The following is a 13,037-nucleotide window of genomic DNA, read 5'->3' as shown; positions in this document are numbered from 1 at the left end:
TTTTAACTTAGAATGAATAGTTTGGTGATTCTTTAGTAATTTGTACGTCATGCGGATGGCTTTCTGCTAATCCTGCAGGTCCCATGCGTGTAAATTGAGCTTCTTCTCTTAATACTTCTAAGTTTCTAGAACCAGTGTAACCCATACCAGATCTTACGCCGCCCATAAGTTGATAAATTGTATCTTGTAATGGTCCTTTATATGCGATACGGCCTTCGATACCTTCTGGAACGAATTTTTTCGGTGCTTTGTCTTCTTGGAAATAACGATCGTTAGAACCACTTTCCATAGCGCCTAATGAACCCATACCTCTATATACTTTGTACTGTCTACCTTGGAATACTTCAGTTGCGCCTGGACTTTCTTCAGTACCAGCAAGCAAGCTTCCTAACATTACTGCATGTCCACCAGCAGCAAGTGCTTTGATAATATCGCCAGAGAACTTGATACCACCATCTGCAATAATTGATTTACCATGTTTACGTGCTTCTGTTGCACAATCATAAACTGCTGTGATTTGTGGTACACCTACACCTGCAACGACACGTGTCGTACAAATAGAACCAGGTCCGATACCTACTTTAACCACGTCTGCACCCGCTTCATATAATGCCTTTGTACCAGAAGCTGTAGCAACGTTACCTGCGATAAGTGTAACTTGTGGGAAAGTTGCTTTAATATGTTTCACTTGCTCTATAACACCTTTAGAATGACCATGTGCTGTATCGATGACTAATGCGTCTACGCCCGCTTCAACTAATTTTTGAGCTCGGATATCTGTATCTTTCGCAATACCAATCGCAGCACCTACTAATAAACGACCATGCGCATCTTTAGCAGAATTTGGGAATTCAAGCACTTTTTCAATATCTTTAATTGTAATAAGTCCTTCTAAACGACCATTTTCAACTAATGGCAACTTCTCAATCTTATGTTTTTGTAATAATTTTTCAGCTTCGTCTAGTGTTGTGCCAACAGGTGCTGTCACAAGATCTTCTTTCGTCATAACGTCTGAAATTTTAATTGAAAAATCTTCGATAAAGCGTAAGTCACGGTTCGTAATAATCCCAACAAATTGTCTATCTTCTTTATTATTAACGATTGGTACACCAGAAATTCTATATTTACCCATTAACGCTTCCGCTTCAAATACACTTTCTTCCGGAGTTAAAAAGAAAGGATTAGAGATAACGCCATTTTCTGAACGTTTTACTTTTTGAACTTCATCGGCTTGATCTTCAATGTTCATATTTTTATGAATGACACCAAGACCACCCTGTCTTGCCATTGCGATAGCCATTTTAGATTCAGTTACCGTATCCATCCCTGCTGAAATAACTGGAATATTCAACTTGATATTCTCTGATAATTGCACACTTAAATCTACTTCTTTCGGTAACACATCTGATTCTGCTGGTAACAATAACACATCATCAAAAGTTAAAGATTCTTTTTCAAATTTATTTTCCCACATAGCTTACAGCCTCCTAAAATTTGTATTACTACTTTAATTATTTCATAACCTCTGTATCTTGTTGCTGCTTAATGCCGTTAAAAAAGAAATTCAAAATAATTGCTAAAATTGCGCCGAGTACAATACCATTTTGCGTTAGCCATGCAAACTGCTCACCTAATGCCTTAAATGCTTGTGGTACTGCACTTATACCCGTTCCTAGTCCAACTGATACCGCAATAACTAATAAATTATTTTGATTTTTAAAGTCTATATTACCTAATATACTAACACCATATGCCATAACCATGCCAAACATTGCTATCATCGCGCCACCTAATACTGGTAACGGGATCATGTTTGCTAGCGCACCCAATTTCGGAATACAGCCACAAATAATTAATAAGATAACCATACCGTAGATTACTTTATTTTTTTTAGCACCTGATAGTGACACTAAGCCTACATTTTGAGAATATGCCGTGTATGGAAATGCATTAAATATAGACCCTAAAATAATGGCAATACCTTCTGCTGTATATCCTTTTCTAAAATCTTTTCGCTCTAACTTTTTACCTGTAATTTCACTTAACGCATGGTACACACCTGTAGATTCTATTAAACTGACTAAGGCCACAATAAAGAAGACTAATGTCGCTCCGAAGTCAAAGCTAAACGTTGAAAATCTAAATGGCTGTGGTAAAGAGAACCAGTGTGCTGTGCCAACTTGATTCACATCAACAATTCCAAATAATCCTGCTAATACAGTCCCAACTATGAGTCCAATCAGGATTGCTATAGATTTTAAAAATCCAGCCGTAAAGCGTTGAACCACAAGGATTACAATCAATGTAATTACACCTAAAATGATATTTTTAGGATCTCCGTAATGCTTATCACCTTGTCCACCAGCTAAATAGTTCATTGCGACTGGCATCAAATTAATTCCTATAATCGTTACAACACTTCCTGTCACAACAGGAGGGAAAAATTTAACCAGATATGAAAAGAACGGTGCGATAATCACTACTAAGATACCAGATAAGAATAATGAACCATAAAGGTCTCCTATGCCTTTCGTCTGACCAATCAATATCATTGGTGCAACTGCCGTAAACGTACACCCTAATACAATAGGAAGGCCTGTTCCAGTACCTTTCCATACTTGTAAAAAGGTTGCGACACCACACATGAATATATCAACTGTAACTAAAAATGCGATTTGTTCTGGTGTAAAATCTAAACTAGTACCTACAATAATAGGAACGAGAATCGCCCCTGCATACATTGCCAATAAGTGTTGTAAACTTAAGATAAATGTCTTCATGCTTCGTCCTCAACAAACGATACTTTATTTCCACTTAAAGAAGCGACTTTACATAATGAGGAAACTGTTAGTCCTGCTTCTTCTAAACGTTCTCTACCGGGTTGGAAGCTTTTTTCTATAACAATACCAATACCAACTGTTGTCGCCTGAGCTTGTTTCACAATCTCATTTAATCCGAGAGATGCATCTCCATTTGCTAAAAAGTCATCTATAATTAGTACGCGATCATTTTCATCTAAAAATTCATCCGATACGACCACTGTACTCGTTGCATTTTTAGTGAAAGAATGGATCTCTGCTTGATAGACTGCCTTCTTCAATGTGCTTGGTTTTGCTTTTTTGGCAAATAGACATGGTACATCAAAGTGCATCGCTGCCATAATTGCAGGCGCTATCCCTGATGCTTCAATCGTCAAAATCTTAGTGATACCTTCATTCTTAAATTGCTCGTAAAATGTTTGTCCGACATCATGCATCAACCTTGCATCGATCTGATGATTTAAAAAACCATCCACCTTTAAAATCTTTTCATCAATGACTACGCCATCTGCTTCTACTTTCTGTTTCAACAAATCCACTCGAAAACCTCCTCATTTTTTGTACAAAAAAAATCCTAAACTAACTTAGTTTCAGGATCTATGAGTGAACGTGCAATACTAAAAGCAGCGTTGCTTCAAATTACAAATGCTACCGCTAAAGATAATTTTTTTACATCCATTTCCCTTGTTTAATGTAAAAAAATTATTTTAAAGGTTATTTGTGTAGCGTGTTCTAAAATGATATAGTCGTCCCATTTTTAAAACACTCAACTTGAATTGCTAGAGTATTGTATTGGTTACCCATAGTCATATCGTTAATGGCGACATGGTAGAAACTTCTAAAGCCGTATCCTTTAGATTATATGAGTTAGATAAATTATTAACTGATGATAGCAAATTTTGTCATTATTTTCAATATGCATATTGACTGTAAGCGCTTTACATTTATAATAAAATTATATTTAGAAATATATCAATGCTCACAAAGGTAACAAAATGTCGTTTGTCACTGTCTTAAACTTCATTATATAATACATGTATATTCGTTTTATATAATATCGCACAGGGTAAAGACATAATAATCAATACATCAACGAACGGAGGAACATTAAATGTCAGAATTTACTATTGTACAAAGCAAAGAAGAAATCATTGATGCAATCAATGCAAAACGCGCAGACGGTTACAAAGACTCTGAAATCTCAGTAATTAGCAAAACAAAATTACACATGGATGAGTTACACAATTCTGAAGTAAACTTAACTTCTACAAGTGGTTCATTTAGCGATAAAATGGCAAAAGTATTGACTGGTGAAGACGGCGAAGAAGTAGTCTTATCGTATTATAAATTGTCCGATGACGAGAAAGAGCGTTACAAAAAAGAAATTTTAAACGATAACTTCCTCGTAGTAGCTACTAAAGACACTTCATCACATGAAGAGGTGGAACAAGCTAACGCTGCTTATCAAAGTGAAGCAAACACTAAAGGTGGCCATTATGCGGAAGAAACTGATGGGCCAAAATCTTAAACAATAACTTAATTATCATGGACATTGACTAGCGTAGTTGGTGTCCATTTTTATATCTTTATCTTAAAAAAGCTTACAAACTGTGCTTCTATGTTATAATAAACCAATAATTTTGGGGGTGTACTCATGGAATTCAAGACGATAACATCAATAGACGACCCGTTATTTAGAGCTGCGTTGAAGTTATACGATAGTGAATTTGATATCAAACTAAATGAAGACGCTCAAATTTTCAGGCAGTCTTTAAAAAATGAACATACAAAAGATGATTATATATTTTTAGTAGGGCTCTCATCTGATGAGGTCATAAGTTTGGCAACTGCACATTATGAAGCTACTACGAACTCCGCCTTTTTAATCTATTTAATCTCAAGCGTTACAACAAATCATGAAGAGGTTATCTCACTAACGCTCGATCGCATTCAAAACGAAATTAACAAACTATCCAATCAACTACATGCACACGACGTTAATTTTATAATGTTAGAAGTACCAAAAGAACCTGAAGATATCTCAGAATCACAAATACCAATATTGGATACAAGACGTCAATTTCTATATAAACATGGCTTTGAAAAACAATACGACATTGACTACTTAGCTCCTAGTTTACAAGGTTATTCAGACGGTCGACCAATGGATTTATTTATTAAATCTAATATCGAACTCACCAAAGATATTTACGGACCTAGTATAAAATCAAACTATATCCTTAAATATGTCTTTGCTAATAGAATTTCTAGAAGTATCATTTATCCTTTACTCGTAGAAATGGGCCTACGAAAATGATGACGACCACTACTTGAAATCACTGTTAAAACAGTTTAAACTAACATAGAGGTAAGACTGACGTTTCACTGACCGAAGACAAACGTCAGTATACATAAATCAATTAATGAAAGGACTTATTTCTATGTTAACCAAAGAATTTGCACAACGTGTGGAGCTAAGTGAAAAACAAGTCCGTAAAATCGTTCAACATTTAGAAGAACGCGGTTACCAACTTAGTAAAACAGAATACCGTGGCCGTGAAGCTACAGATTTCCAAGAAGAGGACATTGAACTTTTCCAAGATATCGCAGAGAAAGTTAAACAAACAAATAGTTATGATTTAGCTTTCGAAGAATTAGAAAAAGAAAAAGACTTTCTACAAGTATTAGTCAAAGATGACGGTAACCACTTACCTACGGATCAAAATGTTTCCAAACTTATAGATGATTTACGCTCTGAAATACAAAAAATGCGTGATGAACGTCATATGTTAGGTCAAATGATTAATCAAGTTCATCAACAACAACAAGAATTACATGAAATGCAAAATCAAATCACTACAAAATTAGACGCCAATACTGAGTCATTGAAAGCAATTCAATCGTCAACAGATGAAATTAAGTCTACACAATCAGTGATTCAAGATTCACAAAAAGAACAATCAGAATTAGCGAAATCTAATGTTGAAACGGCGCACGTTCAAACAAGCCAACAAACAACTACGAAGTCAGCAGATTCGTTAACAGAATCTTCTACAGAAACAACTCCAAAGGCTAATACAACTCAAACACAATCTGACAATCAAACTACTGTAACAACTAATGATGATCTTTCTAGTCAGTCATCAGACAATGACACATCACAAAAACAAACTGAAGCAGCTGAAATTACACAAATTAGTGAACAACCAACTGATAAAGTATCTACCGAAACAGATACAATATCAGAAAATAAAGGCAACACTGAAGTAGAAACAAACAAAGCTTCTACAACTGCAACAAATGATACGACGATTGCAGATGAAGTAACTGAACCAAGTACTCAAACTGAAACACCGAACTATGCGCAATCTACCGCAGCTTCTACAACAAATGAAGCACCGAAAGAAGAGCGTAAAGGTTTCTTCGCCCGTTTATTTAATTTATAATTTTTGAATATATAACATACATGCGTAGCAGTCATTAACTGTCGTACAAGTCATAGACTTGGCGACAGTTTTTTTATTCTTGATTCCCCCTCTCATCAAAGTGTTTCCATTCGTTATTTTCAGAAAATAAAGTCATTTAAATTTCACAAATTTTTTGAGTCATAGACTTGAATATTATCACAAATACTAATATCCTTAGTATGCATATCGGATTTAAAAATATTATTAAGCAAAGGTAGGTCTTTTTTTATGTTATTTACTATTCTTAACATTATTATTTTTGTGGCCTTCCTCATCGGATTATATGTAATGGCAAAAAAACACGTTTCATTCCCGAAACGCGTCTTCTCTGCATTAGGGATTGGTATCGTTTATGGTATCGCAATTCATTTAATTTATGGTGTGGATACAAAGGTTACAAAGCAAACGATTGATTGGTTTAGCATCGTAGGTGATGGTTATATTGCATTACTACAAATGATTGTTATGCCACTAATATTTATATCAATCGTTTCAGCGTTTACTAAAATTAAAATCGGCGATAAATTCGCTAAAATCGGGATTTATATTTTCATTTTCCTAATAGGTACTGTCGCTATATCAGCAATTATTGGTATTATTTCAGCGCTTTTATTTGGTTTAGACGCTTCTTCTATTGACTTAGGTAGTGCCGAAAGTTCAAGAGGTAGTGAAATTGCGAGCCAAGCTAAAGATATGACTGCAAATACATTACCACAACAAATATTAGAATTATTGCCTAGCAATCCGTTCTTAGATTTCACGGGACAACGTACAACTTCTACTATTGCGGTTGTTATCTTTGCGGCATTTATAGGCTTTGCATTCTTACGTGTCATGCGTAAACAACCTGAAAGTGGTCATCTGCTCAAACGCGGTATTGATGCATTGTACAACTTAGTAATGGCTATCGTTACGTTCGTATTACGTTTAACACCTTATGGTATTTTAGCTATTATGACTGCAACTATTGCGACAAGTGACTTTGGGGCAATCTGGACTTTAGGTAAATTTGTCATTGCATCGTATGCAGCACTAATCACAATGTATGTAATTCACCTCATCATTGTTTCTGGACTTGGTTTAAATCCTGTGACATTCGTCAAAAAAACTGCTGAAGTGTTACTATTTGCTTTCACTTCACGTTCGAGCGCAGGTTCATTACCTTTAAATGTTCAAACTCAAAAAAATAGATTAGGCGTCCCAGATGGAATTGCTAACTTCTCTGCATCATTCGGACTCTCTATTGGACAAAATGGTTGTGCCGGTATTTATCCAGCAATGTTAGCCATCATGGTCGCACCAGCTGCAGGTGTCGAAATTAATTGGCAATTCATCTTATCTGTTATCGGCGTTGTAATTATTAGTTCTTTTGGTGTTGCTGGCGTTGGTGGCGGAGCAACATTCGCATCTATCATTGTACTATCAACATTAAACTTACCGGTAGCACTAGCGGGTGTCTTAATTTCTGTAGAACCGTTAATAGATATGGGTCGTACCGCACTTAATGTCAATGATTCTGCGCTTGCTGGTACAGGTACAGCAAAATTAACAAACAACTTAGATAAAGATGTTTACAACGAAAAAGAATATGCTGAAATCACAAATTAGCAACAAATAAAAGTTGGCACACATGCGTTTCTACACTCTCAATTAATGAGAAATGTAGCATGTGTGCCAACTTTTTATTTTTATTTTCTATCTCTGCTATTCCTTACGCTTAATATCTATCATAAATTTTATATAATTGAATAAGAATACAATGATTAAACTTAAAGACAGCGACTTAAATAATAAATTAACCCATGTGCCTTCAGTTGTTAAATAATATGTTAGGATACTACTGATAATAAATGCTAAAAATATGAGTCCCAGCTTAAGTAACATTGCTCCCACCTCTTAACATCCAGTTTAGTGGGAAACCTTTACTTTTTCAATTTAATTTTCACAATGTTTAAAAAATTAAACCAACAACATAGAAGTTCTAGGAACCGACTGTAGATGAGCCAAATATTTTTCTCTTAATTTCTTCTCCAGTTGGTGTCCCTGCAAGCCCACCGATACCAGTCTCTCTTAATGAAGCAGGCAAATTACGCCCAACCTTATCCATTGCTTCGATCACTTCATCCACTGGAATTCTACTTTCCACACCTGCTAATGCAAGATCCGCTGATATTAAGCCATTACCAGACCCTATTGCATTTCGCATAATACAAGGTATTTCTACTAGTCCAGCAACCGGATCACACACTAACCCCAACAAATTGCTGATAGCAAGTGCCATCGCATGTCCACTTGCCTGTGGTGATCCACCAAAAATTTCCACAGCCGCAGCAGCAGCAATTGCTGACGCAGATCCTACCTCTGCTTGGCAGCCACCAATGGCTCCAGCTACACTCGCATTATTAGCAATCACCTTTCCACATAACGCTGCTGCAAATAGGAAATCAATCATCTGATTCATCGACAAATCATGTGTTTTCTCTAATTTAAATAAAATACCAGGAATTGTGCCTGAAGATCCTGCTGTAGGTGTCGCACAAATAATTCCCATCGCAGCATTAACTTCATTCGTTGATATCGCACCTTTTAATGCTTCTACCATCTCATGACCTGAGAGTGGGTGTGCCGTCTCACTATATCTTGCTAATTTCACCGCATCTTGCCCAGTGTATCCTGTTACACTCTTCACACCTTCTCCTGACAAACCTTTTTCAAGTGCATCTCTCATCACATCAACATTTTGTTTCATAAGTGCTCTCACTTCATCTCTCGAAATGCCTTTCAAAGACATTTCTTCTTGAATCATTATTTCTGAAAATGTTGTATCATGTTCAACTGCATAATCTATGATTTCTTGCATCGAATTAAACATATGACGCCTCCTCTAATTTATATAAGAAAAATTCAAGTCATTATATTTTTCATTGATTTCAGTTAAAATTGCTTCAGATAATTGCTTGTTAAGATGTAACGCGAGTAAACATTTATCTTTATTTATAGTTTTTATTTCCTCATTAATATCGATATCATGTTCAATTAAATCATTAATTAAGTGATTAATTGTCGCTATATTCGCTTTTCCATCTATCACGAGTATTGGCAAACCATGATTCATGAGTATGCACAAACCATTGATATGAATACTCTTAATTTTTATCGTCCCACCACCAATAGAAATACCATTTATTTCTACATGACGATTAGGGCCATCTAACTTAACGAGTGCACAATTAGGGTGCTCGCCTAAACTTGTACCTGTTTCTTCAATAATTTCAACACGGATTTGTTGCTCTTTCGCAATATCAATGGAATGCTTAATGCGCTCATCAAAAGTATTGTATCCCATTGCACCACCGACAACAGCCAAGTCTGTACCATGTCCTTTATGCGTTGAAGCAAAAGATTCGTAATAATGTATAGTGATGCTTTGAGGATTGGCTTGTAATATTGTTCTTGCTGCATTCCCAATTTTTACGGCGCCTGCTGTATGTGAACTCGAAGGTCCCATCATAATTGGACCAATTACATCAAAGGCACTCTGATAATCTTGTTTTCTAGCCATACATATCTCTCCTTAATTCGCATGTTTTTTTAAACGAGGTAAATTAAAATTCAATCGAGTCATGTTAAATTTATTTAACGTCTTACCTATAACGAGGCTTAACAGTATGCTTACAATCGATACAGTAACGATCGTTATTGCTGCACGTACGGGTTCATTGAAACCGAATAAGACAATCGCACCAGCAATAGGTGTAGCCATACCGGTTACATTAATAACAAGCCCACTAAAAGTCACTATACATGCATTCACAACGCCAATTATTGCATTTGTGCCATAAAGCTGGAGCGGATATTTTGCTATAATATCAATTTGCGTTAATGGCTCAATTGCCACCGCAAATGCCTTAGATGCATTACCTATTTTTAACTGTCGGAACATGATAAAATTCACGAATGAGCTACCAGTGCGTGTCAAAGCACCAATAGCCATTGGCAAACCAGTCAATCCTAATAAACTGGTCAATACCATCGAACTTAATGGCGTCATACCAGTGACTGGAATAATTAATCCTAGTATTGTAGCAAGTACATATGGATTATTGTCACCAACCGCAGTAACTGCACTACCTATTTGTTGCAACAAAGCAATCACTCCTGGACTCATGATGCTTGCCAATAAAAAGGCTACAGCAGGTGCAAATAATATTACCGTAATCAAATCTAAACCTTCTGGTACTTTTCTCTCGATAAACTTAATTGCAAACGAAATGATATACGCTGCTAAAAATGCCGGTAGTAGTTTAAAATCATGCAATACGAGTCCCACAATCACTGCAAATACTGGAGAAACCCCGAGTTTCAAACATGTTAAAAATCCAACCGCCACCCCACTTAAACTCCCAGCCAGATCTCCTATTTCTTGTAAAAACTTAATATCAAATACACCACCAATGGCGTAACTTAGAAATGCTTGTGGCAGAAACGTAGCACAAGCGGCGCCTGATAAAGCTTGCAATCCTTTTTTTCCATAAGGCGCAAAATTCAAAAATAAAGTCATTGCTAGCAATACAATTAATAAAGTTCCCACACCTAAAATAATATCCATTTCATATAACCTCTTTCTATTCCGTTTAATTGCATTTTTAAATCTTTGTCGACTACATAATAAGATTTTATGAAAACTCTTACAATATGAATATTTAGGTTTTTTCGAACTTTTTGTGAATGTATTCACAAAATAATGAATTCAGTTTCTATTTAAAAAATCATCTATGACATTTCACTTTAATTCGAAAATTCCACAAAAAAACCTTCACTAAATCAATTTCATACTGATTTAGTGAAGGTTTGTTATATTATCTTTACATATACTTTCCTATATTTAGTTAAATGATTTCATAATCACAGCATTAACTAATATTCTGGTTTAAATGGCCCCCAAGTAATTTTATGTTTACTATCTAACGGAAGACCTTCGACACATCTTGACACATCATCAAACCATTTCAAAAATGCAGGCTCTTTTTCCAATTGTGATTCAATGCTACCTTGAATCACATCATGCAAATACCAAGTTTCACTTTCAAATTCATACTGTACTTGTGCATAGGCCAAGCGCGCTAACCCAGCGTGATTGTATACACAATTCACTTGCTTGACCATCTTAGGTGCCTGTGTGACGAGACTATTTGCAATCACACGTTTGTGCATTGCATTATCTAAGTCATTCCACAATCTTATTTGGCCATTCATTTGGAAAAACATATCAATCGACGGTACTCTGTCGTCAAAGGACACTAATATAAAGATACGTTCTGCAGTGTGATCTACCGAATTAATCGCACCAACAATAAGTTTACGTGCCACTTTTTCCCAATAAGCTTGCGCCTCGTCAGGGGTAAGTTGACTATTTGATGTATAAATATAATTATCGTAGTCATTATGCTTTTCTGACTTACTCACTTTCTTTTTAAACATTCTATCAAATATATTCAACGTACTCCCCCCTTTTTTATCACAAACCATTTTGACAAATTTACTAGAACAACTTCATTGAAAAACAACTTCCATTATTAACTGGTCATTATTTTTTTATAAAACCTGCTTTGTTCAATTGTTCTAACATATCTAGTCTTTGTTTTGAGCTCATGAATTGAGCAATTTGTTGTGACCATGTTTCTTCACGCTTACCATTTGTTCGCTTGCTATAATAATCACTTACTGTTCTATCAAATGCCTCTAGAGATTGTCGTTGACTTTCTTTGTCGTGATTATAACGATTTTGATGGAATACATGTTCTAACGGCAAACGCGGTTTGGGGCTACCATTTTCATCGTCTGCTGGTATACCCATCGCCATACCAAATAAGGGGAAGGTATGCTCAGGTAAGTCTAAAATCTCTCTCACTCTTTCAACATCATTTCTAAGTGAGCCTAAATAAACAATACCGTACCCCATATCTTCAGCTGTTGCAGGAATATTTTGAGCTGCTAATGTCGCATCAATTGTGCCGACGAGTAGACCTTCCGCTGATTCGAATGATGTTGCCATATCATGCTCAGCATTTTCATTTATAATCGCATGTCTATAATAATCCATTATAAAGACAAAAAGATAACCATTTTCAACTACGTAAGGCTGACCTGACACTTCTTTCAATTGCATCTTAATTTCTGGATCATTAATGCCGATGATTGAATATGTTTGTAAATAACTTGAAGTAGAAGCACTTTGCCCCGCTTCAACAAGTTGTTTAATATGTGTTTCTGGAATAACTTCCTTTTTAAAATTCCTAACTGAATGGTGTTTTTTAAGTAAATTGTACACGTAATCAGACATCTTATCCGCTCCTCTTTCTATATGTATCCCAAGCTTAACAAATTCATATAGCTAATGCCTTCTTTATGTTTTACCCATTTTTTTACATGCTTAAAATCTTTTGAAAATAATTTTAAATTTATTGAGTAATGTCACTACTTTTTAATAAATTAAATTAATGACTCGCTTTTAATATAAAAACTTAAATGCGGGTATACTTAGATAGTAAGAAATGATATACATATAGTAGAAACACAAGCTTTGTTACTAATGATGCTCTCATAGGTTGCAACAATACATGCTATTTGGTGCGTGGCGTGCTACATATCTTTTATTATTGACGGATTGTAATATTAAGTGCAACACTCTTAAAATTTCATAAAAAAAATGCCCATAAACGGCACTCTATTGTAAGATGTTAATAACCAC

At 35.5% G+C, this 13,037-nt stretch carries 13 protein-coding genes and 1 riboswitch; of the genes, 4 read left to right on the top strand and 9 right to left on the bottom strand.

The annotated features are described in order from the left end of the window. Positions 1-7: 7 nt before the first annotated feature. The 3 genes from guaB to xpt are packed head-to-tail and all read right to left on the bottom strand — an operon-like array spanning position 8 to position 3,358. On the bottom strand, positions 8-1,474 hold the full coding sequence (gene guaB, locus ACSULM_RS08700) for an IMP dehydrogenase (RefSeq protein WP_436855599.1): 1,467 nt from the start codon (positions 1,472-1,474) through the stop codon (positions 8-10). Positions 1,475-1,511: 37 nt separating this feature from the next. Then, a complete protein-coding gene (pbuX, locus tag ACSULM_RS08695; RefSeq protein WP_436862158.1) occupies positions 1,512-2,780 on the bottom strand; it encodes a xanthine permease PbuX in 1,269 nt (422 codons plus the stop codon). Beyond that, positions 2,777-3,358, bottom strand: coding sequence for a xanthine phosphoribosyltransferase (gene xpt, locus ACSULM_RS08690; RefSeq protein ID WP_436862156.1), 582 nt, complete (start codon positions 3,356-3,358; stop codon positions 2,777-2,779). The genes pbuX and xpt overlap by 4 nt, the downstream gene beginning before the upstream one ends. A 244-nt stretch (positions 3,359-3,602) precedes the next feature. Continuing rightward, positions 3,603-3,705, bottom strand: a riboswitch (purine riboswitch). A 225-nt stretch (positions 3,706-3,930) separates the two neighbouring features. Here xpt and ACSULM_RS08685 point away from each other — a divergent pair. From ACSULM_RS08685 to ACSULM_RS08670, 4 genes are all read left to right on the top strand, one after another. After that, a complete protein-coding gene (locus ACSULM_RS08685; RefSeq protein WP_436862154.1) occupies positions 3,931-4,347 on the top strand; it encodes a general stress protein in 417 nt (138 codons plus the stop codon). A 126-nt stretch (positions 4,348-4,473) separates the two neighbouring features. Continuing rightward, positions 4,474-5,136, top strand: a complete 663-nt coding sequence (locus ACSULM_RS08680) for a hypothetical protein (protein WP_436862152.1) — start codon at positions 4,474-4,476, stop codon at positions 5,134-5,136. Between the two features lie 124 nt (positions 5,137-5,260). Continuing rightward, positions 5,261-6,265 carry a hypothetical protein gene (locus ACSULM_RS08675; RefSeq protein WP_436862150.1) on the top strand — a complete coding sequence of 335 codons (1,005 nt, stop codon included), beginning with the start codon at positions 5,261-5,263 and terminating at the stop codon, positions 6,263-6,265. A 249-nt stretch (positions 6,266-6,514) separates the two neighbouring features. Next, entirely contained in the window at positions 6,515-7,894 is a 1,380-nt protein-coding gene (locus tag ACSULM_RS08670) for an L-cystine transporter (RefSeq protein WP_436862148.1), read from the top strand. 96 nt (positions 7,895-7,990) lie between these two features. Here the strand turns inward: ACSULM_RS08670 and ACSULM_RS08665 are convergent, their stop codons facing one another. From ACSULM_RS08665 to nfsA, 6 genes are all read right to left on the bottom strand, one after another. After that, positions 7,991-8,170, bottom strand: coding sequence for a hypothetical protein (locus ACSULM_RS08665; RefSeq protein WP_436855593.1), 180 nt, complete (start codon positions 8,168-8,170; stop codon positions 7,991-7,993). 97 nt (positions 8,171-8,267) lie between these two features. After that, on the bottom strand, positions 8,268-9,158 hold the full coding sequence (gene sdaAA, locus ACSULM_RS08660) for an L-serine ammonia-lyase, iron-sulfur-dependent, subunit alpha (RefSeq protein WP_436862146.1): 891 nt from the start codon (positions 9,156-9,158) through the stop codon (positions 8,268-8,270). A gap of 12 nt (positions 9,159-9,170) precedes the next feature. Beyond that, a complete protein-coding gene (gene sdaAB / locus ACSULM_RS08655) occupies positions 9,171-9,848 on the bottom strand; it encodes an L-serine ammonia-lyase, iron-sulfur-dependent subunit beta (protein WP_436862144.1) in 678 nt (225 codons plus the stop codon). Between the two features lie 12 nt (positions 9,849-9,860). Beyond that, entirely contained in the window at positions 9,861-10,895 is a 1,035-nt protein-coding gene (locus ACSULM_RS08650) for a PTS sugar transporter subunit IIC (RefSeq protein WP_436862143.1), read from the bottom strand. 308 nt (positions 10,896-11,203) lie between these two features. Then, positions 11,204-11,785 (bottom strand): hypothetical protein, encoded by a 582-nt coding sequence (locus ACSULM_RS08645; RefSeq protein ID WP_436862141.1) that lies wholly within the window; start codon positions 11,783-11,785, stop codon positions 11,204-11,206. 88 nt (positions 11,786-11,873) lie between these two features. Then, the gene (gene nfsA / locus ACSULM_RS08640) at positions 11,874-12,629 is read right to left on the bottom strand and encodes an oxygen-insensitive NADPH nitroreductase (RefSeq protein ID WP_436862140.1); all 756 of its coding nucleotides are present in this window, start codon (positions 12,627-12,629) and stop codon (positions 11,874-11,876) included. Between the last annotated feature and the right edge of the window lie 408 nt (positions 12,630-13,037).

This window comes from Staphylococcus caeli (genome assembly GCF_051413795.1).
In the GTDB taxonomy this organism is placed as follows: domain Bacteria; phylum Bacillota; class Bacilli; order Staphylococcales; family Staphylococcaceae; genus Staphylococcus; species Staphylococcus caeli_A.
This window is presented reverse-complemented; position numbering and strand designations above follow the sequence as displayed.

Excerpts from the sequence above, each read along its gene's own strand:
- guaB (WP_436855599.1), bottom strand. The coding sequence starts at position 1,474 with ATGTGGGAAAATAAATTTGAAAAAGAATCTTTAACTTTTGATGATGTG.
- pbuX (WP_436862158.1), bottom strand. The coding sequence starts at position 2,780 with ATGAAGACATTTATCTTAAGTTTACAACACTTATTGGCAATGTATGCA.
- ACSULM_RS08685 (WP_436862154.1), top strand. The coding sequence starts at position 3,931 with ATGTCAGAATTTACTATTGTACAAAGCAAAGAAGAAATCATTGATGCA.
- ACSULM_RS08680 (WP_436862152.1), top strand. The coding sequence starts at position 4,474 with ATGGAATTCAAGACGATAACATCAATAGACGACCCGTTATTTAGAGCT.
- ACSULM_RS08675 (WP_436862150.1), top strand. The coding sequence starts at position 5,261 with ATGTTAACCAAAGAATTTGCACAACGTGTGGAGCTAAGTGAAAAACAA.
- ACSULM_RS08670 (WP_436862148.1), top strand. The coding sequence starts at position 6,515 with ATGTTATTTACTATTCTTAACATTATTATTTTTGTGGCCTTCCTCATC.
- ACSULM_RS08665 (WP_436855593.1), bottom strand. The coding sequence starts at position 8,170 with ATGTTACTTAAGCTGGGACTCATATTTTTAGCATTTATTATCAGTAGT.
- sdaAA (WP_436862146.1), bottom strand. The coding sequence starts at position 9,158 with ATGTTTAATTCGATGCAAGAAATCATAGATTATGCAGTTGAACATGAT.
- sdaAB (WP_436862144.1), bottom strand. The coding sequence starts at position 9,848 with ATGGCTAGAAAACAAGATTATCAGAGTGCCTTTGATGTAATTGGTCCA.
- ACSULM_RS08650 (WP_436862143.1), bottom strand. The coding sequence starts at position 10,895 with ATGGATATTATTTTAGGTGTGGGAACTTTATTAATTGTATTGCTAGCA.
- nfsA (WP_436862140.1), bottom strand. The coding sequence starts at position 12,629 with ATGTCTGATTACGTGTACAATTTACTTAAAAAACACCATTCAGTTAGG.